General features: G+C 49.4%; 20 protein-coding genes. 15 read left to right on the top strand and 5 right to left on the bottom strand.

Going from position 1 to position 23,109, the window contains the following annotated elements; translation table 11 throughout:
* The coding region (locus E0496_RS20540; protein WP_141503697.1) for a helix-turn-helix domain-containing protein at positions 1–219 on the bottom strand (219 nt) is incomplete at its 3' end.
* A 307-nt stretch (positions 220–526) separates the two neighbouring features.
* Between E0496_RS20540 and E0496_RS20535 the strand changes: the two genes are divergently transcribed.
* The 6 genes from E0496_RS20535 (at position 527) to E0496_RS20510 (ending at position 7,381) form a co-directional block, all read left to right on the top strand.
* Entirely contained in the window at positions 527–1,444 is a 918-nt protein-coding gene (locus E0496_RS20535; protein WP_421924341.1) for an ABC transporter permease, read from the top strand.
* A 37-nt stretch (positions 1,445–1,481) separates the two neighbouring features.
* Positions 1,482–2,363 carry a carbohydrate ABC transporter permease gene (locus tag E0496_RS20530; protein ID WP_141503695.1) on the top strand — a complete coding sequence of 294 codons (882 nt, stop codon included), beginning with the start codon at positions 1,482–1,484 and terminating at the stop codon, positions 2,361–2,363.
* Between the two features lie 136 nt (positions 2,364–2,499).
* Positions 2,500–4,089, top strand: coding sequence for an extracellular solute-binding protein (locus E0496_RS20525; RefSeq protein WP_141503694.1), 1,590 nt, complete (start codon positions 2,500–2,502; stop codon positions 4,087–4,089).
* A 136-nt stretch (positions 4,090–4,225) separates the two neighbouring features.
* Entirely contained in the window at positions 4,226–5,200 is a 975-nt protein-coding gene (locus E0496_RS20520) for a LacI family DNA-binding transcriptional regulator (protein WP_141503693.1), read from the top strand.
* A 26-nt stretch (positions 5,201–5,226) separates the two neighbouring features.
* A complete protein-coding gene (locus tag E0496_RS20515; RefSeq protein WP_141503692.1) occupies positions 5,227–6,354 on the top strand; it encodes a glycoside hydrolase family 88/105 protein in 1,128 nt (375 codons plus the stop codon).
* A gap of 52 nt (positions 6,355–6,406) precedes the next feature.
* On the top strand, positions 6,407–7,381 hold the full coding sequence (locus tag E0496_RS20510) for a pectinesterase family protein (protein WP_175598094.1): 975 nt from the start codon (positions 6,407–6,409) through the stop codon (positions 7,379–7,381).
* 265 nt (positions 7,382–7,646) lie between these two features.
* On the opposite strand, the gene E0496_RS20505 is transcribed toward E0496_RS20510, so the two are convergent.
* The 3 genes from E0496_RS20505 to E0496_RS20495 are packed head-to-tail and all read right to left on the bottom strand — an operon-like array spanning position 7,647 to position 9,617.
* The gene (locus tag E0496_RS20505) at positions 7,647–7,916 is read right to left on the bottom strand and encodes a transcriptional regulator (RefSeq protein ID WP_241674909.1); all 270 of its coding nucleotides are present in this window, start codon (positions 7,914–7,916) and stop codon (positions 7,647–7,649) included.
* Positions 7,917–7,950: 34 nt separating this feature from the next.
* Positions 7,951–8,697 carry an ABC transporter permease gene (locus tag E0496_RS20500; RefSeq protein ID WP_141503690.1) on the bottom strand — a complete coding sequence of 249 codons (747 nt, stop codon included), beginning with the start codon at positions 8,695–8,697 and terminating at the stop codon, positions 7,951–7,953.
* Entirely contained in the window at positions 8,694–9,617 is a 924-nt protein-coding gene (locus tag E0496_RS20495; protein ID WP_141503689.1) for an ABC transporter ATP-binding protein, read from the bottom strand. The genes E0496_RS20500 and E0496_RS20495 overlap by 4 nt, the downstream gene beginning before the upstream one ends.
* 282 nt (positions 9,618–9,899) lie before the next feature.
* Here E0496_RS20495 and E0496_RS20490 point away from each other — a divergent pair, with 282 nt between their 5' ends.
* The 3 genes from E0496_RS20490 (at position 9,900) to E0496_RS20480 (ending at position 13,434) form a co-directional block, all read left to right on the top strand.
* Positions 9,900–11,438 carry an SAM-dependent methyltransferase gene (locus E0496_RS20490; protein ID WP_141503688.1) on the top strand — a complete coding sequence of 513 codons (1,539 nt, stop codon included), beginning with the start codon at positions 9,900–9,902 and terminating at the stop codon, positions 11,436–11,438.
* A gap of 158 nt (positions 11,439–11,596) precedes the next feature.
* Positions 11,597–12,394 (top strand): lipid II flippase Amj family protein, encoded by a 798-nt coding sequence (locus E0496_RS20485; RefSeq protein ID WP_141503687.1) that lies wholly within the window; start codon positions 11,597–11,599, stop codon positions 12,392–12,394.
* A gap of 23 nt (positions 12,395–12,417) precedes the next feature.
* Positions 12,418–13,434 carry a serine hydrolase domain-containing protein gene (locus E0496_RS20480; protein WP_241674908.1) on the top strand — a complete coding sequence of 339 codons (1,017 nt, stop codon included), beginning with the start codon at positions 12,418–12,420 and terminating at the stop codon, positions 13,432–13,434.
* A gap of 108 nt (positions 13,435–13,542) precedes the next feature.
* Here E0496_RS20480 and E0496_RS20475 read toward each other — a convergent pair whose 3' ends face one another.
* Positions 13,543–14,406, bottom strand: a complete 864-nt coding sequence (locus tag E0496_RS20475; RefSeq protein ID WP_141503686.1) for an AraC family transcriptional regulator — start codon at positions 14,404–14,406, stop codon at positions 13,543–13,545.
* A gap of 228 nt (positions 14,407–14,634) precedes the next feature.
* On the opposite strand from E0496_RS20475, the gene E0496_RS20470 reads away from it, so the two are divergent.
* From E0496_RS20470 to E0496_RS20445, 6 genes are all read left to right on the top strand, one after another.
* Entirely contained in the window at positions 14,635–15,414 is a 780-nt protein-coding gene (locus tag E0496_RS20470; RefSeq protein ID WP_241674907.1) for an SDR family NAD(P)-dependent oxidoreductase, read from the top strand.
* Between the two features lie 24 nt (positions 15,415–15,438).
* Positions 15,439–16,536 (top strand): mandelate racemase/muconate lactonizing enzyme family protein, encoded by a 1,098-nt coding sequence (locus E0496_RS20465; RefSeq protein ID WP_141503684.1) that lies wholly within the window; start codon positions 15,439–15,441, stop codon positions 16,534–16,536.
* Between the two features lie 24 nt (positions 16,537–16,560).
* Positions 16,561–17,334 (top strand): SDR family NAD(P)-dependent oxidoreductase, encoded by a 774-nt coding sequence (locus tag E0496_RS20460; protein WP_141503683.1) that lies wholly within the window; start codon positions 16,561–16,563, stop codon positions 17,332–17,334.
* A gap of 29 nt (positions 17,335–17,363) precedes the next feature.
* Positions 17,364–18,278, top strand: coding sequence for a fumarylacetoacetate hydrolase family protein (locus E0496_RS20455; RefSeq protein WP_141503682.1), 915 nt, complete (start codon positions 17,364–17,366; stop codon positions 18,276–18,278).
* A gap of 21 nt (positions 18,279–18,299) precedes the next feature.
* Complete coding sequence (locus E0496_RS20450; protein ID WP_141503681.1) at positions 18,300–20,630, top strand: glycoside hydrolase family 95 protein; 2,331 nt, start codon at positions 18,300–18,302, stop codon at positions 20,628–20,630.
* 154 nt (positions 20,631–20,784) lie between these two features.
* On the top strand, positions 20,785–23,085 hold the full coding sequence (locus E0496_RS20445) for an AraC family transcriptional regulator (protein ID WP_141503680.1): 2,301 nt from the start codon (positions 20,785–20,787) through the stop codon (positions 23,083–23,085).
* The last annotated feature ends 24 nt before the right edge of the window (positions 23,086–23,109 follow it).

Genomic DNA, 23,109 nt, shown 5'->3' with positions numbered 1-23,109 from the left:
GGCTGCTCGATCTTTCATGTCATCACTTAATGCGTGTACCGGCGTCCTTCCGCGATTTTTGTGGGCAATGCCTTGTTCTCCTTCTGCCTTATATTTGTTCTTTAGCCGAATGATTTGCCTAACGGAAATCCCTAACGTCAAAGCTCCCTCGCTGTTTGTCATATGCCCATCCACTATTTTCTGCACGACGCGGATCTTCTTCAGTTCTTCTCTGGTCAATGTAATTGTCTCCTGTCCCATAGTGACATTATCACAGAAGAACAACACCCTTTTTAATTGCTCATTGCATTATAAAGTGATATCTGATAACATGTAATTAAATTAATGAAAGCGCATACAAATATCACAAAATTACAACGTTGTAAAAAATGAAAGGAGTTGCATAATCTATTTTTTTCTCTACAAATACGTTGACTTAGGTTAATATTAGCAATAATTATTTTTAAAATTTCAAACGTTGTAAATTTTAATGATTCTATTTTTTTATTGCGTAAACCCAGTTGAATGGATGAGGATGTGTGCAATGGTGAAGAGTAAATTTTCGAATTTACTGATGCTGATCAAGAGGGATAAGTACCTGCTGCTCATGTTTTTGCCAATCTTTCTCTATTATTTTGTTTTCATGTATTTGCCTATGCCAGGTATTCTGATTGCTTTCCAAGATTTCATTCCGGGCAAAGGGCTATTTGGAGGAGAGTGGGTTGGATTAAAGTGGTTCGTTCAGTTTGCGGAGTCGCGGTATTTTTGGCGACTGCTGCGGAACACATTTCTGCTCGCTTTTTACCCTCTACTATTCGGCTTCTCCATCCCTATTTTGTTCGCAATTTGTGTCGTCGAGATTAAAAATCGTACCTTTAAGCGTTTCGCACAAACCATCACCTATCTGCCGCACTTTATTTCTACCGTAGTTATCGCTGGCATGATTATCAATTTCCTATCCCCTACAGATGGCATTGTTAATACGCTTATTGCGAAGCTGGGCATGGAAAAAATTAATTTCATGATGGAGCCTGGCTGGTTTCGTACAATCTTTACCAGTTCGGATATTTGGCAAAGTTTTGGTTTTAGTTCAATTATTTATATCGCCGCAATTATGAGCATTGACCCTGAGATTTATGATTCTGGAAAAATAGACGGGGTAAACAAATTTCAGGAGCTCTGGCACCTGACGCTTCCGAGTATAAAGCCTACGATTGTTATTTTGCTTCTGCTGTCCCTTGGCGGCGTGATGAATGTTGGATTTGAAAAAGTGTACTTGCTCTATAACGGAGCCACCTACGAAACCGCCGATGTCTTGTCTACTTATGTCTACCGGATGGGAATCGAGGGGCAAAACTTTGGAATCGCTACAGCTATCGGATTATTTAATTCCTTAATTACGTTCCTACTTGTATTTTCAGCAAACTGGCTGACACGCCGAGCAACGAATATGTCGCTATGGTAGCAAGGATTTCCTCCATTAACTATTAAGGAGCCTAATCATGAGAAAATCAATGACCGATCGGACGTATTACGGGCTGGTCTATCTCATCACCATCCTCGCGGTTGTCGTGACGCTGTATCCGTTTATTTATGTCATCAGCATTTCCCTCAGCTCGGTCAGTTCGATCGATAAGCAGCTGGTAACTCTGTTTCCGGTCGAGTTCACGCTCGAAGGCTACAAAATGGTGCTTCAGTATCCTGAGATCTGGACTTCTTATTACAATACCATCTGGTACACCGTGGTCGGAACGACACTGAACATTTTTGCGACTTGTCTTGCCGCGTTCCCGCTGTCCCGAGCAAGGTTCTTTCTTCGGAGGAAGCTGAATTTCTTCATTGCCTTTACGATGTACTTCTCAGGCGGACTAATCCCCCTCTATATGCTTATTACCACGCTTGGATTGTATAACTCCAGATGGGTAATGGTGCTGCCTGTGCTCGTCATTACGTTTAACGTCATGATTTGCCGTTCGGCCTTCGAGAGCATACCTAATGAAATATTCGAGAGCGCGAGTCTCGACGGGGCCCATGATATCACGATGCTGTTCCGGATAGCCGTGCCGATTGTAAAGCCCACGCTTGCTGTACTTACGCTATATTATGCCGTCTTTCATTGGAACAATTTTTTCTCCGCGCTGCTTTATTTAGGCAAACAAGATTTGCAGCCGCTGCAAATTTTTCTAAGGCGTGTTCTGATTATGGCCTCGCCTGAAATTATGCAGAAAATGGGCGGCGGCACTGCTACAAGCGCGCTAGCTATTTCGACGCTGCAGGTTAGATATGTATCAATTGTAGTCAGCATTTTGCCGATCATTATGTTTTATCCGTTTATCCAGCGTTATTTTGTCAAAGGGATTACGCTTGGAGCTGTGAAGGGATAGAGGATAATGACAGCATGCGCTCATGATTCATAAGGGAGGTGATTCAAACCAGGCAACGCTCATGCTAAATGTACAATTGCTGCATCAGGGGGAAGTTGCATCACCGCTATGCTTATTTTATGAGGAGGAAAGTCTAATGGCGAATACGTTAAAAGGGTTCAAAGCAATCGTTATTGCGGGCACGCTTGCAGCAATTATTGCAGGCTGCAGCAACGCGGGGGGCAGCCCAGAAACGACATCCAATGCCGATTCAGACACAAGCTTCACTTACACGGGGGCCGGTCCAATCACTGATAAACCTGCAACCTTGTCGATTCTAGGGACGAATGCCTGGTCGACTAACGTTGATTTGGCTAATGCGGATATAGTAAATGAAATCGTAAAGCGAGCCGGTATTACTGTGAATTGGGAGCTTATTCCACCTCAGAATTACGCGGATTCCATTAGCCCGAGATTGGCTTCGGGCATCGATCTTCCGGATATCGTCTACATGCCGGACCAAGATCAGCTGATGAAATATATAAAGAGCGGACTAGTTATTCCAATCGATGAAATGTATGAAAAATATGGCGTTAATCTAAAAAAAATATACGAGCAATCGCCTGAAATTAAAGCGAGCCTAACGACGCCGGATGGCAAAATGTATTATGTGCCCCAGCAAACGCTCACGAAAAACTATATGCCGCTCTTTATGGTAAATATGAGATGGTTGGATGCTTTAGGCATGAAGGAGCCGACAACGCTTGATGAATTTACGGAAATGCTGCGGAGATTCAAGACTGATGATCCGAATAAGAATGGACAGCAGGATGAGGTTCCTTTCACTACCGATCCGAAATTTATTCCAATGGCGTTTGGTCCGGTCTTTGGCATGGACTTGTCCAACCAGTTCTACTCGGATGACAGCAATAAAGTCCACTTTGGGTATTATGAGCCAGTGTATAAGGATTATTTGACCTATTTGAACGGTTTGTATCAGGAAGGGCTGCTTGGTGTGGATTTTGCGAGCACGACTGGCGATCAGGTAACTTCGAGATTTTCGCAAAATACGGCGGGAGCCACGTTCAATTTCAGTTGGTACACTTCTATGGTATACAGTCCGCTTTATCCAGACTATGATCCTAGCACGCCGATCATTAAGGGGATTTTGCCTCTTAAAGGGCCAGGCGGCGACCAGTTCTATGTAGGAAGAACGCCGATGAGCGGTATTTTCGGCATATCCAAAAACAGCAAGAATCCGGAGTTAGCCTTTAAATTCCTAGACATGGCGATAAGCGACGAAGCCAAGACAAACTATACCTGGGGCCTGAAAGGCGTCACGTATGAGGAGGTTGACGGCAAAAAGCAGTTCACGGAGCAGGGAAAAAATAATGATTTTATTCAAAAGCTGGGCATTGGTCCGGTCAACCTGCCGAATATGCAATCGACCGACTCCACTGACGTGCTCGTGGCACCATGGCATGCGGAGATGGATAAGAAGATTGAACCATTCATTAAAGCTCCGTTTCCGTTTGTGTATGCCTTGCCTGAGGAAGCCAGCGTAGAAAATCAATACATGGCGGATATTACAACGTATGTAGACGAGATGAATCTGAAGTTCATTACAGGCAAAGAGGGTCTCGATAAATTCGATGCGTACTTAAAAGTTTTGAAGAGCATGGGGATCGAAGAGGTGCTTGCCGGCAAGCAAGCACAGTATGACCGTTACGTTGCAGCTGTAAAGTAAGGGCTATACGCTCTGTTCATGCAGTACCGGCGTCAGAATGCACATTCTGATGCCGGTACCCTACTATTAAACACTTCATGAAATCGTTTAATATGAGAGGTATAGAGCGACTGGTTGAAAGAGGTGTGCACAATACGTGATTACTATTAAAGATTTGGCAAAGCTGGCGGGTGTCAGCTACAGCACGGTGTCCAAAGCATTGAACGGTGATCCGCTCATTAAGCCTGCTACTCGGCAGAAGGTGCTGTCGATTGCGGAGAAACACAATTACCGAAAAAACATTATGGCGACGCAGCTATCATCAGGCAAAAGCAACATTATTGGTTTCGTATTGGATGAGCTTAGCAATCCGTTGTTCTCGAACATTTCAAAGAAGCTGCATCAGGAACTGAAGGATCGGGGCTATCAGATGATTCTGGTCGTACCGACCGACGGGCTAGAAATTTTTAGTCAGCTAAGGGTAGATGGCTGCATTTTCTGGGACTATATGCCGGATCACAGGGAGCAGTTCCTGAAGGAATTTTCCAATATCCAAATTCCGTGCTTTCTGCTGGGCGCCGAGGAAAGTCCTAATTCTCCTTATATCAAAATAGACCGGAAAGAAGGGATATTCAAAGCTGTCGAGCATTTGAAGTCATTCGGCCATGAACGGATCGGATTTATCGGTGATTCGCAGGACATCAAAATTCGTGGATTTAAAGAAGCGCTCCATCGGACGGGACTGCCTTTTTCCAGCGATAGCCTATTGCCGGCTTATTCGTCTTGGGAGGATGGTTATCTAGCCATACGCGACTATTCCTTTGGGGAAGGCTCGCCGACCGCCTTTATTGGACTTAACAACATGGTGACCAGAGGAGCGCTGCGCGCTTTGATGGAGAGAGGTTTGAGCGTACCACAGGATATTTCACTAATTGGATATGATGACACCCCCGACATGCAATATGCCGAGGTAGCCATAACGACGATCGGCCCCCCGCTTGATGAATTGGCATCTGCGGCGGCGGAATTGATTGTCGCGCTTATTAAGAAGGAGCATGTTGATTATCCGGTTGTCATACAGCCGCAGCTCTATTCACGCCATTCGGTCATGCGCTGCAAAACAGCGAAGTAGCAACAAGAACAAGGGGAGGCCTTCTGATGAAAACAGATGCAAAGTTGGGCTGGTCGCAGAAGATAGTGGAGATGATCGCCAGGCAGGTGGACGAAGATGGCTATCATGGCTTTACGAAAGGACGTTGGGCTTATGTCGAGGGAATGACGCTGATGGCAATCGCGCGGACTGGCGTTCACTATGGCATTGAAAGCTATGTAACGTTTATGCAGAAGCATATGGACTTGTATATCACAGAGGAAGGATCGATTCTGACCTATTCACTCGAAGAGTACAATTTGGATCAAATCAATCAGGGCAAGAACCTGTTTCTGTTGTTGGAGCGGACAGGGGATATCCGCTATGAGAAAGCCGCTCATATGCTTGCCGCGCAGTTGCTCGGACAGCCGCGAACATCGGAGGGAGGGTTCTGGCACAAGAAGATTTATCCTTACCAAATGTGGCTGGACGGCTTGTACATGGCTTCACCGTTTCTTGCCCAATATGCGAAAACCTTCAACAAACCAGAGCTGTTCGACGAGGTTGCCCATCAACTGCTGCTCATGGAGAGAAAAACCCGCGACCCCAGAAGCGGCCTCCTTTACCACGGGTGGGATGAGTCCAAAGAGCAGGTGTGGGCAGATTCGGTTACTGGCTGCTCACCGCATTTCTGGAGCAGGGCAATGGGCTGGTATGCTATGGCGCTTGTGGATAGTTTAGAGCATTTTCCAATCGATCATCCGAAGCGGGGGACAATTATCGGCATCTTTGAACGGATGTGCCATGCGCTTGGCCGTGTGCAGGAGACTGACAGCGGACTATGGTTTCAGGTGCTCGACCAAGGCTTCCGCAAAGGCAATTACCTCGAGGCATCGGGCTCAAGCATGTTCGTATATGCAATGGCTAAGGGACTGCGCCTGCGCTATTTGGAGAGTGGCTTCTATACCATAGCAGCGAAAGGCTTCCAGGGCATTGTCGAACGATTGACTGAAGAGGATGGCCAAGGTGTGCATCTTCACGGAATCTGTCATGGAGCCGGACTCAGCTTCGATCGCGACGGTTCTTACGGTTATTATATCGGAGAGCAGATCGTTTCCGATTCCTTTATGGGCGTGGCTCCGTTTCTGCTTGCAGCGCTTGAGGCAGAGAAGCTGGACCTGCGGATTAGCAGATAACTATCATGTGATGCATAGAGAAGAACAAGCTGCGAACAGGAGGGACATGAGCGTGATTGTCGCAAAGGACGGAAGCGGTGACTTTACAACGGTTCAGGAGGCACTAGATGCTGTGCCTCCGAATTTAAAAGAACGGATACAGATAACGATCAAGAACGGTATTTATAAGGAAAAGCTCCATGTCGATAAGCCGATGGTTTCGCTTCTTGGAGAAAGTGTGGAGCATACGATTGTTACCTTTGACGATTATGCGCTGAAGACTTTTCCGAATGGAGAGCCGTACCATACCTTCAATTCCTATTCTCTTTTTGTTGGAGCTGATAATTTCAGCGCGGAGCGCATCTCGTTTGTTAACTCGGCGGGTAAAGGCGAGGAGGTAGGACAGGCGCTTGCAGCTTATGTAGATGGAGATAGAGCTATATTCAAGCAGTGCCGGTTTATTGGCCATCAGGATACCCTATTCACAGGTCCATTGCCGCCTTTTCCGATTGACCGCAGCACCTTCGGCGGACCGCGTGAGGGCATGCCAAGAAAGAACGTTCGCCAATATTACGAGGATTGTTATATTGAAGGTGACGTCGATTTTATTTTTGGCTCTGCGACGGCTGTGTTTCACCGATGTGAAATTTACACGAAAAACAGGCTGGAAGGAAAGAGTGGAGTTAATGGATGGATTACGGCAGCCTCGACTACTGCCGAGTCTGCGTTCGGTTACGTCTTTCTACAATGCAGGCTAACGGGGAATGCACCGCCAAACAGCGTTTACTTAGGAAGGCCTTGGCGCGAATACGCTAAGGTCGCCTATCTTAACTGCTGGCTCGGCGAGCATATCATAGCTGCCGGCTGGCATAATTGGGACAAGATAGGCAGTGAGACGACTACGGTGTTCGTGGAATATAACAGCAGTGGTCCGGGTGCGAAAACAGGTGGGAGAGTGGGCTGGTCGCATAAGCTGAAGGATGAACAAGCGAATGAATTTAATATCATTACTATTTTATGTGGTGAAGATGGCTGGAAGCCTGCCTAAGTTCTTTATAAGGGAGAAAAGAAGCAGGAAGGTATTGAAAAGGCAGGATAAACACCTTTCCATTTTTTCTTCCTATATCAATAGGATTACTCTCAAAGCTAGGTATCTACAAACAGGCATGTTAATGATATAACAAAATCCCAATTTCCTATTATATGCAAAAGGGAAATTGGGTTTTTTTGAGATTTTATAATGTTTATTCGTTTTTCTATGAGGGTGCCTTAAAAGATTCAATAGCTCTAACCTTATAGCGGAAGGTAAAAGGTTATTTTTTTTTAGCTTTTTTCCCTGTGGCACGCGCCATGCAAATGATTTTTTCCAAGCCGGAAATGTATTGCTCAAACATCTCCAGACCAAGCGGCGTGGTCGAGCAGATCGTTGTGGGCCGCTTGTCGGCGAAGGTTTTGGTTACTTTAATGTATGCGGCCTCCTCCAGTACGCTGATATGGTTTCCAAGGTTGCCCTCGGTCAGCTCAAGCTCGCCGCGCAGCGTCAGCAGCGAGTCCGCCGAGGCTGCTTCCTGTTGTTTGTTCAATGTGAACGCTCCCTAGTTTAGCGGGATTTCCCGGTTATTTTTCCCAGCGAAAAAGAAAAAACGCGAGTACCCAGCACACGACTGCGAAACCCAGCATAACTGCCAGTTCGGTGCCGAATAAAGTGATCGAGCCGCCAAGCCATACGCCTTGAGCCAGCTCTACGAAATAAGACATCGGCAGCCATTGGCTCAGCTTCTGCATGAATGTCGGCAAAATGTCCACCGGCATGGAGATGCCTGACAGAAACAGCGACGGAAAAAACACGATCATAGCCAGGCCGCTTGCTGCTCCGGGCGTTTTGGCAAGTCCCGACAAGGCAAAGCCAAGGCAGAAGAAGCTGAGGCAGCCAAACAGCAGGCAAGCGAAGAGCAGCAGCATAGAGGAGAAGGAAAAATGAATATCCCATATGAAGCTGGCTACGAGAATGATTTCGATCGCGCCTGCCAGTACGAGAAAGACGCCTTGGATAGAATGAGAGAGCAGGACGGAGGCTGAACGAATGGGGCTGACCCGGTATCTTCGCAAAATGCCGCTTTCCCGTTGAGTGATCATATTGATATTCAAGGTGAAGACGGAGACGGAGATGACATTCATGGCGCATAATGCCGGAATGTAGGAATCAATATATTTCAAACCTTCTTCAGTGCCAGGCTGGTTACCGAACATGGAACCAAATATGACCAGCATCAAAACCGGGTAAATCAGCATCCAGAAGATGGTGAGCCAGTCTCGAAGGTATAACCGGAAATCAAAAGCGATAAGCCGTACTAATGCGTTCATCCTGCGATCCCCTTTCCGCTGGCAGTCATTTCGGTAAAGACGTCGTTCATGGAGGCATCCTCTAGCCGGAGTCCGCTAACCATCCAGCCTTCTTCGGCGGCTAAACGGAACAGAGCCTGCAGCGTCTCGTCGATCTGGCTCGAATGCAGCTTAACTGTATCCGTTTCCCACTCCACGTCAACGACAAAAGGCAGTCCGGCGAAGCTTTCCTTCCCCGTTACACCAGCGTTCTTGAAGCTGATGCGCTTCGTGCCGCCCAGCATCGAGATCAGCTTCTGCGGCGTATCCAAAGCAACGAGCTTCCCGTGGCTGATGACCGCAATCCGGTCACATAGATATTCGGCTTCCTCCATGTAATGCGTAGTGACGACAATCGTCCGCCCATCCTTCTTCAAGCGGTGGATCATATCCCACATTTCTTTGCGGGCATTTGGATCCAGTCCCATGCTCGGCTCATCGAGAAACAAAATTTCAGGATCATTGATTAACGCGAGCGCCAGCGATACGCGCTGCTTCCAGCCGCCGGAGAGCGACTTGATGAATGCGTTTTGCTTATCTTCAAGTCCAAGGAAGGCGGAAATTTCTTTGGGATCCGTGCTCTTATGATATAAGGAGGCAAACATTTGCAGCACTTCGCGCACTTTGGCTTTCTCAGGCATGGAGGTGGCTTGCAGCAGAACGCCGATCCGCTGCTTAATCTCCATCGCATGCTTGCGGATGTCGAGCCCGAGGACGGTGGCGGAGCCGCTGTCTGGCAGCCGCAAGCCCTCGAGCATTTCGATCAAGGTCGTTTTTCCGGCGCCATTGGGCCCAACAATACCGAAGATTTCCCCTTTGTTCACCTGCATTGTAATATGGTCGACGGCTGTGGTATTGCCGTACCGCTTGCATAGCTGATCCAGCTGAATTACGGTTTGCATGAAATGATTCCTCCTCATAGTCACACTCATTCAGATTGCTCTGTAATTCAGAGTAAGTGGATTGGAACGATTTGTAAATCGGTTTTGAGCATGATTTTGGTGCTCGCATGTTGTGTATAATGAAGATGACACTAGCTCTAGACAAGCCGTGCGTCGGATGATAGGTTTAAGTCGTTGGATCGAGAGTTCGGCAGCCGGCGCGCCATCATCATGCTATTACCAATGGATAGCGGGCTGTTTTTCTTGTATCAGAATTTATAGTGAAAAGCGGGTAGGACGAATATGAGCGACAACGAAAAAGAAATTTACCGCTTCAGTGAGGCACCGATTTGGGAGCTGCAGCGTGACTATTTTGAAAAGCAGGGAATTAAGGCCTGGCAGAGTGATCAGGTTCCTCAATATATTACAAGCAATCCCTATATCGCTACGGCCTATGCGGAGATGATTTTCGGATTTCTTCTGGATCAATCGAGCAAGGACAAAGGGATGGATCTGGTTACGATCCTTGAGCTTGGGGCGGGCTCTGGGCGTCTGGCTTACCATGTGCTGATGGAGCTAACGGCTCTGCTCAAGGAGGCTGATATAGAACTACCGCCTTTTCGATATGTGATGAGCGATCTGCCTCTGCAAAATATCGGATTCTGGCAGCAGCATGAGCGCCTGCTTCCGTTTGTGAAGCAGGGGCTGCTGGATTTTGCTCGATTTGATGCGGTGCAGGATACGGAGCTGCATTTGCTGGAGGCAGGCGTTACCGTGCGTCCAGGCGATTTGGAACAGCCGCTGCTGCTGATTGCCAATTATTTTTTTGACAGCGTCCCTCAAGAATTAATCTATGTGGATGAAAGCAAAATTTATGAATGCAGGGTATCCTTTGATGCTCCAGAGCGGGATGGTGTCCTAGCTGCAGCGGATAAGCTGGCCCAACTGGTACCTAGCTATCATTATTACCGAGCGGAAGAATATGAGCGGGACGATTACCCCTATCGCGAAGTTATCGAGCTTTATAAGCAGAATCTGGAGGATTCTCACATCCTCTTTCCAACGGTTGGGCTGTCATGTCTGCAGCGGCTTAGGGCACTGTCCACCGCAGGTTTCCTGCTGCTTACGGCAGATAAAGGAGATCACCGACTGGAAAACTGGACGTTCGCCGAGCCGCCGAAGCTCATTCACCATGGCAGCTTTTCTTTGACGGCCAACTACCATGCGCTTCAGTATGCGTTCGATCAGATGGGAGCGCTAACTTTATTTACGAAGCATCATTACCGTAACCTGAATGTCGGCTGCATGCTGATGCTGGAGAAGCCGGAAAGCTACGTTCACACCCGCCTTGCTTATCGGCGATTTATCGACCGATTCGGGCCGGATGATTTTTTTAGCCTGAAGCTTTGGTATGACGAGCATTTGAATGAGCTGGAGCTGCCGCAGCTGCTGGCTTTCTGGCGGTTAAGCCGCTTTGATTCGCAGTTATTTCTCCAGAGCCACTCCCGCATGCTGGAGCTGCTGCCGGGTCATGGCGAGGAGGAAGCGATGGACCTTAGCGACGGCATCAGGATGATGTGGGAGAGCTTCTACCCGATGAATGAACCAACTGATCTAGCGTTAGCTTGTGCGAATATGCTCTTTCAGATGGAGCATTATGCCGAAGCGAGAGTGTTTTACGAGCGATCGGCAGCGGAGCACGAAGCAAGCAGCGAGACGCTCTATCATTTGGCGATTTGCTGTTACGAGATGGAGGACGAGCAGGCTGCATCGGATTATGCGCAGCAGATCTTAGCGCTAGAGCCAGACCATGAGGGAGCAGCAGACTTTGTGCTAGCGTAACCTTAGTAACCTTAATCTATCGCGATAACCAGCCGTAGCGAGCCAGAGACTGTTCTGGCTCGCTATTTTTTTGCCTACCATTTTCGTTAACATCCGCTCTTCCACATATGGTATTATCTGTATGAATGATAGTCTATGACGGTTGATGGGGTGAGAAATTGCTAGAGAAGGTATTGTTAGTAGCGTTGTTTACGTTTGTGATTCATTTCTCGGAGACACTTACCTACGCGCTTCGGTCAGCGGGCGTTCGGGTAGGGAAGCTGGCGGTGGCACTCTCTTTGTCCGGCATCATTCTGATTATTTCCAGAACGGCCAATATGGTTCAGGGCCCTTTAACGGGTAAAATTATAGATTTCGCCAAAAAGAATTCCGATTTCAACTTGGTTGATCAGCTTCGCATCATTATCGGCGCTTCGACTCTCGGCACATTGGCGGCTATCTTGCTGTTTCCGTCTGCGGTGTTTTTATCCTCAAGAGTGATTGCCCACTTTGAAGTGGCGGGCTCGATACCGCAAATGCTCCGTACCTCAGTATCCTTTCAGAAAATACACAATGCACGCTATCATTTGCGCAGTCCTAAATTATCGATGTTATCGCGCCTCAGAATCGGCGGCATTCCGAAACGGCTGGTCGTTCTTAATGTGGTGGTAACAGCAATTTACACAATCGGAGTGCTGGCCGCGCTGCTGGCATCCACCCTTACGCTTGAAAATCAGACTACCGCGCTGCAATCCTCTGGTTTAATTAACGGGATTGCCACCATTTTGCTGACGATCCTGATCGATCCGCAAATCGGCTTGGTTACAGATAAAGTGCTGCGGGGAGAAAAAGAGGTCGCTGCTCTGAATAAAATATTTGGCTTGCTGATGGTTTCCAGACTAATAGGAACGTTGCTCGCCCAACTGCTCCTTGTTCCGGCGGCCTATTGGATTACATGGATGGCAACGATTATTTAATGATAGAGAGGGGACAGGGGCGATTGACCACTGCCGTGAACGGGCATTTTAAGAAGCTAAATGAATATGCAGAGCAAATGCAGGGCGTGATCGGGGCCACGGCAGCTGCCGTCTATATTTTAAAAGAGGGTGCGGTCGTCAATGAATGGTATTCGGGGCGGCATGCGGCTGTAGAGGCATCCAAGCTTGTTTACGAGCATACGCAATTTAATGTGGCGTCTATTCGCAAGACATATCTCGCGCTGGCTGTCAGCTTATTGGTTGAGAGCGGATCGATTAGTGGCATCGATCATGAGATTGGAAGCTATTTGCCGGAATATCGCGAGGTAGCGCGCGGGGTGACCATTCGTCATCTGCTTACGCATACGCACGGATTAATAGATGACGGAGGCAGCATTCGTAGGGAGTTTGCAAGCGGCGAGGGCTGGGCCTATCGAAATACCGGCATTGCTATGCTCATTCAATTAGTGAACCATTTGTCAGGACAAACCTTAAGTGAATTCATGCGGGAAAATGTATTTGAACGCTATCAACTTTCAGAGACAGGCTGGAGAAACGCCTATGATGAGTCTCTTATCTATAACTATTACGCGGATCATGAGTCTTGGGTTGGACCAAATAACAGTGCGGCAGGTGACCAAGGCAACCTGTTCGTCAGTGCAAGAGATTTAGCTAGGTGGGGATATATCCATTTGGCCAAAGGGCAGCTGAAAGGAGTCCGGTGCCTGCCTCCATCTGTATTTGAAAGAGTGACGACACTTCAGACGCCGGATCAAGTTCCGGCGGAGCAGCCTCGAAACGGGTATATATGGTGGCTGCAAAGTAGTACACCATTGAATCAGCTTGGCGAACGGCTGCCAAGCGACTCCTACCAAGTGTTGGGCATTACCGGATGCTCTTGCCTCGTCATCCCGCGCTGCAACGCCGTCGTTGTACGCATGTACAATCAATTAAGCAGCGTGGTCGGCTACGATTACCTCAATGATATTAGGCATTTCGGCAATTTAGCTTATGATCTGCTCTCCACATACCCTCGATAAGCACCCTAGTATTCGTATTGCCATCCTTTAACGTTATTTTTGAGCAATAAGCGCAAATACGCGCTTATTGCCTCGCACCCTCTACGCAGTAATATGGAATTTATGTGGTCAGCCTCTCGATTGCGGCTGCAGGCGGTATTGCTTGGGACTGACGCCGTAGAAGGCGCTGAAATGTCGCGTAAACGGGTGAATCGACGCATAGCCCAGCCGCTCGGCGATTGCCGTTACGCTCAATTCGCTCTCCAGCAGGAGGTTGGAGGCCCGTCTCATGACCAGTTTGTGATGGTAAGCCTTCGGAGTAAAGCCGGTCTCGCGTAAAAACAGCGCATGAAAATAGGTTCGCTTCAAGCCGCAGAATCGCCACCATGTCTCCACGGATTCGCGCTGCTCAGGCTGCGCATTCAAATGCGCGAGCAAACGGACGATCCGGTAATCGGTAGGCTGGTGCGTATGGATCGTATTGTACCACTGAAGAATCCACGCGTAGAGCAGGCTGTTCATCATTTCCGCCCGGTAAAATAGCGAATCGTTGTAGAGCTTGGCGAGCATAACGAAGGAGTCGTAAAGCTCCGGATAAGGCTGCAGCGAGAAAACGCTCGGCAAGCTGTCCAGCTCAACACAGTCAAGGGAAGCCGCTACCGTACCCAGCTCGAAAGGCTCGGGAGCATAAATAAACGTCCGATTGAGAGAAACGGGCTGCTGCTGTTCCCACAAATCACAATACAAATTATGCGATGACAGCGGATGGCCAGAAGAAATATGGAAGGCATGAGGCTCCGCTGGGCGTAGAAAAATGAGGGTGCGGTTGTCGATCGGATAACGTTTTCCGTTAATCTCCATCTCTCCCGGTCCGTCTGTAAACAGATGAAAAGCATAGACGCTGCAGACACGCAGCTTCTCGTTAGAGCTGCCGTCATACAGGTAATACATAGAGTCCCCGACATAAGGCGCAATCTCATTTAGCTTCTTCAAGCACAATCCCTCATTTATGTTCGATTACTTTTAACTTCTAAAATTAGCGGATGAATCGTCAACTTAATGGATGTCTGAGCAAATACGAATATCTATATAGATGATACAATAGCTAAATTATTAGGGAAAGCCTCTTTGCTATTTTTACGGATCAATTAACAACATCAATCCTTAATGCTGGCAGGCTATTAAGCTAGTTAAGGGTCAGGCGAAGAAGGAGGAATGCCTTTGCGGTTTCTTGAGCAGGTAGTGCTGGTAACAGGCGGCGGCTCGGGCATCGGGGAAGTAAGTGCGAGACTGTTCGCAGCAGAAGGCGCGCGTGTGGTCATTGCCGATTGGAACGAGGGTGAAGGACAGCGTGTTGCCCAAGCGATTAATGATAATTATCCACTTGTGAAAGGGCTTCCAACTGCCGCCGCATTTCAAACGGATGTCTCGCAGGAGAAGGCGGTCGCTTCGCTCATGGAGCAAACGCAGCGAGTTTTCGGCCGTCTCGACGTGCTATTCAATAATGCCGCGGTGATTCATCCGAAGCCGCTGGAGGAAATAGAAGAGCAGGCCTTCGACCGCTTGCTCGCCGTTAACGTAAAGGGCGTATATCTCATGATCAAGCACGCCATGCCGCTGCTGCGCCAAACGAGCGGTGCCATCGTGAATATGGCTTCGCTGAACGGACTGGTCGGCCAGCGCCACAACCCGGTCTACTCCGCTTCCAAAGGAGCGGTCATTGCGATGACCAAGGCGTTAGCGCTGGACTATGCCCCGGAGGGCATACGTGTTAATTGCGTATGTCCGGCAGGCGTAAGCACGCCACTGCTCGAGTCGTGGACGCAGCAGCAGGAGGACCCCGCAGCAACGCTGCAGGCTTTAAATGCGATGCACCCGCTCGGGCGTCCGGCGACCTCGGAGGAAGTTGCGCAGGCGGTATTGTACTTGGCTTCGAAGCAGGCTTCATTCATTACCGGCATCGCCCTGCCCGTCGAAGGCGGCGCGTCGCTCGGTTACTAATCCAAATCATAGGGAGAGCTCACGATGAAAATTACAAAAGTAGAAACGTTTGTCCTGCATGTGCCGATAGATCCGCCGATTACCGATGCCATTAACGTTGCGACGCATTGGGGATTGTCGGGCGTTCGTATTTTTACGGACGAGGGGTATGTCGGCTATGGCTATACCGGGACCTGCGCGCATGGCGACGATATGATTGTCGATACGATTGACCGTTATTATGCCCCTGAGCTGATCGGCAAGGATCCGTTCATGGTCAAGGAAATTTGGGATACGCTGCGTTACGGCAAAATGCATTGGATTGGACGGGCCGGCATTACGCATATGGCGCTGGCAGCGGTTGATATCGCGCTGTGGGACATTATGGCGAAGGCTTCCAATAAACCGCTCTGGCAGTATCTCGGCGGCCATAAATCGAAGGGCATTAAAGCTTATAATACGAACGGCGGCTGGCTCAACTGGTCGAAGGAACGCTTATTGAAGGATGTCACGGACATTGTTGAGCAGGGCTTTACCGGCGTGAAAATCAAGGTGGGCAAGTCTGATCCGCATGAGGATTATGACCGTGTGAAGGCGGTTCGCCAAGCCATCGGCGACAAAACGATCTTTATGATCGACGTCAACCAGCAGTGGAATATCAATACGGCAATGACCTGGGGCAAGAAGCTGGAGGAGTTCGATCTCTTCTGGCTGGAGGAGCCGTTGAATCCGGACGATATTATGGGCCATAAGAAGTTGGCGGATGCGCTGAACGTTCCGATTGCGCTTGGGGAGCATGTGTACTCGAAATACGCGTTCCGCGATTATATCCATCAAGGCGCTATCGAATATTGCCAGGTTGACGTTACGCGGGTTGCGGGCATAACCGAATGGCTTCAGGTAGCGGGACTAGCTGCTTCGTATGACATTCCAATCTGTCCGCATGTCGGCGATATGGGTCAAATTCATCAGCATTTGGTAGCCGCTACACAAGGCTCGATCATGCTGGAGTACATCCCGTGGATCCGGTCGATTTTCGTCGAGCCTGCAACGGTTAAGAACGGGCATTACGTGCTGCCGGAGCTGCCGGGAGCATCTACCGAAATTATTCCTCGCTATTTTGATGAATACCGCATTCGCTAGCTATAGGCAGAGAGGAGCTTGCTGATGAGACTGCAGGGTAAAATCGCTCTTATTACCGGGGGCGGATCAGGCATTGGGAAAACAACGGCCGAGCTGTTCGTCAGAGAAGGCGCGACTGTGATTATAAACGACATTGATGCGGCCAAAGGGCGGGAGACGGAGCAAAGCATTCAAGCGGAGGGCGGAAGCGCGTTGTTCCTGCACGCGGACGTGACCGACACGGAATCCGTCCGCTTAATGGTCGAGGCGGCCATTCAGGCTTACGGCCGTATTGATATTTTGTTCAATAATGCCGGCATTAGCGGTGTTGGGGCCATTCACGAGATTGAGCCGGAAGCGTGGGACCGGGTCATTCAGATTAATCTACGCGGCGTATTCCTGCCGTCGAAATATGTTATCCCTTATATGATGGAGAGAAAAGCAGGAAACATCATCAACATGTCTTCGTGCATCGCCGAGATCGGCCTTGCGCGCAGAGCCTCCTATTCCGCTACCAAAGGCGCGGTGCTTGCTTTAACGAAGTCCATGCAGGTCGATTATGCCAAATATAATATTAGAGTCAATGCGGTGCTGCCGGGAACGATCATGACGCCGTTCGTGGAACAATATTTGCAAAGCTCTTACGAGGACCCGGAGCTTGCGATTGCAGCCATTAAGACAAGGCAGCTGAGCGGCGAGCTGGGCAGACCGGCGGACGTGGCGAACGCGGTGTTGTTCCTCGCTTCCGATGAATCCTCTTTTATGATGGGTTCGCCGTTATATATCGATGGCGGCGTTGTGTTCGGCAAGGACGCTTAACTGACAAATCGAAGGGATGGTAGGTAGAGATGAAGCTGGTAACGATAGAGCAAGGCGGTCAAAACAGACTGGGAGTCAAGGTTAACGAAGGCATTATTGATATAGAATCGGCGCTGGAGCGTCTGCCTAACGCGGATGTGCCTGTAGACGTGATGGCTTTAATCGAAGGCGGAAAGAAGAGCCTCGACGCCTTGGCAGCGTATGTGGATCAGGTGCTGGGATCGGCGGAGCTCTCAGAGGCTGCGCTTCTGGATGAAGCGACCGTACAGTTCGGGCCATGCGTGACGAGGCCCAACAAAATCATTTGCGTAGGCTTGAATTATAGGAAACATGCGGTTGAGACGAACGCGCCCATCCCTCAATATCCCATCCTGTTCAATAAATTTAACAACACGCTGACGGGCCATGGGAAAGAGATTTCGCTGCCAGAGAGGGTAACCTCACAGGTGGATTACGAGGCCGAACTAGTTATCGTAATGGGGCAAAAGGCCAAGTATGTAAGCAAGGAAGCTGCACTCGGCCATGTATTCGGCTATTGCAATGTCAATGATTTGTCGGCGCGTGATCTTCAGATGAGGACGCAGCAGTGGCTGCTTGGCAAAAGCTGCGACGATTTCAGCCCGCTTGGCCCTTATTTGGTTACGGCGGACGAGGTCGGAGACCCAAATGAGCTGGAAATTAAATGTATCGTGAACGGAGAAGTGCGCCAGCATTCGAACACCTCCGATATGATTTTTGCATGCGATGAGGTCGTCAGCTATATTTCGCAGCATATGACGCTGGAGCCAGGCGATATTATTTTGACCGGCACTCCTGAGGGCGTTGTGCTTGGTTATCCGGAGGAGAAGCGGGTTTATTTGAAAGACGGGGATATCGTAACAATCGAAATTGAGAAGCTCGGCAGCCTGACGAATCGGCTTGTCAGCGAGGCATACACAAACTAACAGCTGGGAGTTGGTCACGGCATGAATCGTTCAAGGCTTTGGTATTCGGGCCCTGCGGAGAGCTGGAAGCAAGGGCTGCCGATCGGGAATGGCAGAATTGGCGCTGTTATTCATGGGGGAATTGGGCAAGAAACGTGGAGCATGACGGAAATTACGTATTGGTCGGGGAAAACAGAGCGTATTCAAGGAAGCGGCGGCGGCAAGGCGGATTTGGAGCGGATGCGGGAGTCGTTTTTTCAAGGGGATTTCCATGAGGGTGACAGGCTTGCCAAGCTAGCTCTGCAGCCCAAAAAGGGCAACTTCGGCACGAATCTCTCCGTATGCGACGTTATTCTGCGTTTTGATCAGTCGGGTGAGCAGCTCGTGCGCGAGCTGAGTTTAGAGGATGCGCTCGCGCAGGTATCCTATCAGACGGCTGGTGGACAAATGAGGCGCGAAACGTTCGCTACGCATGCGGATGGCGTCGTTGTATCACGCATCAGCGGCAGCCAGGCAGGCTCCGTTTCGTTTGCGCTAAGCGTGACGGGACGAACGAACTCGTTCACATCCGTATCCTTGGAAGGCGATACGGTTGTTTTTCAAGGACAGGCGACGGAGGATATTCATAGTGACGGGACTTGCGGCGTATTTTGCGAGGGCAGAATCAAGATCGTCGCCAAAGGCGGCAGCGTGCAAAGCACGGCTGATGGAATTTTGGTATCCCATGCGGACGAAGCGGTCATTTATTTTGCCGTGAATACGGATTATGGCCAAGTTGATAGCCATTGGCGAACAGCAGGCGACAGTCAGATCAAGGCAGCAGCAGATAAAGGTTATGAAATCCTAAAGCAAGAGCATATTGCGGACTATCGCGAACTTTACGGCCGGGCATCCATCCAGCTGGAGGCTTCGGATAGCGACGATATTCCGACGGATGAGCGCATTTTACGGCTGCGGTCGGGAAAACATGAGGACCCTGGCTTAATCGTTTTATTTTTCCAATATGGACGTTATTTGACGATTGCAGGCACGCGCGAGGACTCGCCGCTGCCGCTGCATTTGCAAGGCTTATGGAATGATGGAGAAGCGAACCGGATGGCCTGGAGCTGCGACTACCATTTGGACATAAACACGCAAATGAATTATTATCCGACCGAAATTGCCAATTTGGCGGAATGCCATGTACCGTTAATGAATTACATCGAACGCTTGTCCGTGGCGGGGAGGCTGGCAGCGCAGGATTTCTACGGCTGCGAAGGCTGGGTGACGCATGTGTTCTCCAACGCATGGGGCTTTGCCGCTCCCGGCTGGGAAACGGGCTGGGGACTTAATGTGACGGGCGGATTATGGATTGCCACCCATCTGAAGGAGCATTATGAATACGGCTTGGACCGTTCCTTTCTGACGAAGCAGGCCTATCCGGTGCTGAAGGAATCGGCAGCGTTTTTCCTAGATTACATGGCCGTGCATCCAGACTTGGGCTGGCTTGTCACAGGGCCGTCCAACTCGCCGGAGAACAGCTTCTACACTGGTAAACCGGAGGAAGGCGCCCAGCAGCTCTCGATGGGCTCCACACTGGACCAGCAGCTGGTAAGGGATTTGTTCACGTTCTGCCTTGAGGCAGCCGAGCTGCTGCAAACCGATTTGGAGCTGCAGAAGAAGCTGAAGCACGCGATAGCGCTGCTCCCGCCGCTGATGGTCGGCAAGCGCGGCCAACTGCAGGAATGGCTGGAGGATTACGAGGAAGCGCAGCCGGAGCACCGCCATTTGTCGCATACGTACGCTTTGTATCCGAGCAGCCAGATTACACCGCTGGCGACGCCGGAGCTAAGTGCTGCGGTGAAGCAAACGCTGCTCGGCCGGATGCAAACCGATGAGCTTGAGGATATTGAATTTACGGCAGTGCTGTTCGCAACGGGGTTCTCGAGGCTATACGAGGGGGATCGCGCACTTAAACATATTACCCATTTAATCGGCGAGCTGTGCTTCGATAACCTACTGACATACTCCAAGGCCGGCGTTGCGGGCGCGGAGACGAATATCTTCGTTATTGACGGCAATTATGGCGGAACCGCTGCGGTTGCCGACCTGCTCCTGCAGAGCAGCACAGGAGAAATAAACCTGCTTCCTGCGCTTCCAAGCGCATGGCCTGCAGGCTCGTTCCAAGGCTTGCGTGCCAAAGGCAACGCGGAGGTCGATGTTCGGTGGGAGAATGGGGCATTGGTGGAAGCGACCATAAGAGCTTTCTCTGAAGGGAATACGATTATAAGACGGGGAGACCAGGCGGTATCGATCACGCTTTCCCCGGGGCAGATGTACACGTTGGACCAGCAACTGAATGTTATACAAGGGCAAGTGGAAGCCAGATCTTAAGCAATCAAAACGGAACGGACAACTACTCATTTTAGAATAGTAGTTGTCTTTTCGCGTGAGTAGGGTATTATGAATGAGCGAAGTTATTTTTAGGGGAGAGTATATGTTATTGGTGTAATGTAAGCGCTATTATTTAGAGAGAGGTGGGTTGACCGTGCCAAAATACTCGACTATATTTCGCAAATTTCTTGTTTCTTATCTAATCATTTTGATCATACCCAGCATTGCCGGTTTCGTGTCCTATCGTACTTCCATCTCGGTAACGGAATCCATCTCGATTGAGAATAGCGTGACGCAGCTGCAGCGAAGCCAGGAAATTTTGGAGAGACGGATGGACGAGGTGGAGGGCTTTACCCGCCAGCTGGCGCTGAATCCCGACTTGAACAAATTAATGAACGAGAAGAAAAACGACGATTTAGTCAACGTGTACGGAATCTGGAGCTTGGTTAGGCAGGTAACGCCGTTTAGCCAGACGAATGACTTTTTGCAGAACTATTTTATCTACTTAAATAATTACGATGTTATCTTTACGCAGGGGTCCGCCTATTTCCGGCCGGAGCACTATTATCAAAATTTCCGCTACAATGACCTGACGCTGGAGCAGTGGAAGAGCACGATACTGAACCAAACCCATCGCAGTGAAATTAAGCCCTTAACCCCGTTTATGAGCAATGCCAGACAGACCTCAGTAGTCACGTATATGCAGTCGCTTCCGCTTGACAGCTTTAGCGGCTCATCGCCGGCTACCGTAGTTGTTATGATAGATGAAGAGAACATTTCCAGCCTGCTCGCCGGACTTGAAGACCGCTATGGCGGATGGGCTCATATCAGCGACGCGAATGGAAATACCGTTGGTCTGCGCGGGATTAATGAAGAGGATGCCCGAAAGCTGACCTCGGATGCCCGCCTGCTGCCAGATAAGGTCAGCCAGTTCTATAACGACGATCTAGTCATTACGATTCACTCCAAAAAAAATGGCTGGATTTACCGTGCGGGGATTCCGAAGCTGGTGCTGATGGAAAATGCGAATCAAATTAAGCATATTACTTGGCTCGTTACAGGTGCAGCGTTGCTGCTTGGATTGCTGGTCGGGCTGCTTCTCTCCTACCGGAACAGTGCGCCGATTAACCGCCTTCTCTCCGTTATGAAGGAGCAGTTTGGCAAGGATGGCGTTGCCGTGCGCAATGAATATGACTTTCTGCAAGGTAATATTTCTAATATTATAACGAGCAACCGCCTTCTCGAAAATGAATTAAAACGGCAGCTGCCGTTGGTCAGGGATGGATTTCTGAAGCGTCTCGTAGCCGGGGAGTTCCAGACGGTAGATGAAATTACAGCTGCCGCCGTACAGGCGGATACGACGTTTGACTCGAGTGAAGGCTTCGTTGGCATTTTGCAAATTAACGGGTATTCCGGCATGGACAGCGTGGAAATCTTGAATGAGCTGTATGCGGCTCGGCTGATTTTGAAGCAGAATCTCTCTGAGCTCGACGGTCAGCTTCATATGACAGATCTGGGATCGGACCGGATTGTTATTATTCTTACCGCTCTAACGGAGGAGAACGGCTGCGAGTCGGCGAAAGAACGTATGAATGATACGCTCGAGAAGCTTTCTGATATGGCATACAGCGAGTACAAAATATCAATTACTGCCGCATTCGGCGGTTCCTTCTATGCCATGATCGATGCCAGCCACTCTTACGAGCAGGCGAAGCAGTCGATGGAATATGCTGAATATAACAGCAAAAAAAGCATCATATGGTTCAACGATTCGAGACTTGAAACGGCAACGTATTATTATCCGATGGATATCGAGCAGCGCCTGATCAGTACGATCCGTGCCGGTGATCCGGAAGAAGCAAGGCGTATGGTCTTGTCGGTCATGGAGAAAAATACGGAAAACCAGCAGCTCTCCGCCGAGATGAAGCAGCAGCTGGTAGGCGAGCTGAAGGGCACGCTGCTCAAGCTTCTCGATCAGAAGGCTTTTATGGAATCAGAGCTGCTGCATGCGTTGAAAAATCAAATCATTAGCATTCAGGCTTCCAATGCAATCTCTGTCATTCAGGATGAGATTATGGCGATCGTGGATGCGCTATGCGGTGTCATCAATAGCAAGAAAAACCATGCCCATATTCAAATGGTCGAGGAGATCAAGCAATTCATAGCCGAAGCCTATAGCGATTCGGAGCTAACTCTTTACCGCATTGCCGAGAAGGTAGAGCGGCCGGAGAAATATATTTCTCAATTGTTCAAGGAAGTAACGGACACGAACGTATCTGATTATTTGGAGATGATTCGCATTGAGAAAGCTTCCGACCTATTAAAGAGCAATGCCTGTACGGTCGACGAAATTGCGGCTCGTGTCGGGTACAACAGCTCCCACTCCTTCCGCCGGGCATTCAAACGGGTGATGGGAGTCGCACCAAGCTCTTATCGGCAATCGATCAAAATATAGACAATCGTTTTTTAACGCGTAAGG

The sequence above is a fragment of the Paenibacillus luteus genome, assembly GCF_006542765.1.
Classification (GTDB): Bacteria; Bacillota; Bacilli; order Paenibacillales; family Paenibacillaceae; genus Pristimantibacillus; species Pristimantibacillus luteus.
The sequence above is the reverse complement of the archived record's forward strand: the minus strand, read 5'-3'. Positions and strand labels throughout refer to the sequence as shown.

What these genes read in the sequence shown, in the direction of transcription:
- E0496_RS20530 (WP_141503695.1), top strand. Translation starts at nt 1,482, where the DNA reads ATGAGAAAATCAATGACCGATCGGACGTATTACGGGCTGGTCTATCTC.
- E0496_RS20495 (WP_141503689.1), bottom strand. Translation starts at nt 9,617, where the DNA reads ATGCAAACCGTAATTCAGCTGGATCAGCTATGCAAGCGGTACGGCAAT.
- E0496_RS20515 (WP_141503692.1), top strand. Translation starts at nt 5,227, where the DNA reads ATGAAAACAGATGCAAAGTTGGGCTGGTCGCAGAAGATAGTGGAGATG.
- E0496_RS20455 (WP_141503682.1), top strand. Translation starts at nt 17,364, where the DNA reads ATGAAGCTGGTAACGATAGAGCAAGGCGGTCAAAACAGACTGGGAGTC.
- E0496_RS20525 (WP_141503694.1), top strand. Translation starts at nt 2,500, where the DNA reads ATGGCGAATACGTTAAAAGGGTTCAAAGCAATCGTTATTGCGGGCACG.
- E0496_RS20465 (WP_141503684.1), top strand. Translation starts at nt 15,439, where the DNA reads ATGAAAATTACAAAAGTAGAAACGTTTGTCCTGCATGTGCCGATAGAT.
- E0496_RS20450 (WP_141503681.1), top strand. Translation starts at nt 18,300, where the DNA reads ATGAATCGTTCAAGGCTTTGGTATTCGGGCCCTGCGGAGAGCTGGAAG.
- E0496_RS20500 (WP_141503690.1), bottom strand. Translation starts at nt 8,697, where the DNA reads ATGAACGCATTAGTACGGCTTATCGCTTTTGATTTCCGGTTATACCTT.
- E0496_RS20490 (WP_141503688.1), top strand. Translation starts at nt 9,900, where the DNA reads ATGAGCGACAACGAAAAAGAAATTTACCGCTTCAGTGAGGCACCGATT.
- E0496_RS20460 (WP_141503683.1), top strand. Translation starts at nt 16,561, where the DNA reads ATGAGACTGCAGGGTAAAATCGCTCTTATTACCGGGGGCGGATCAGGC.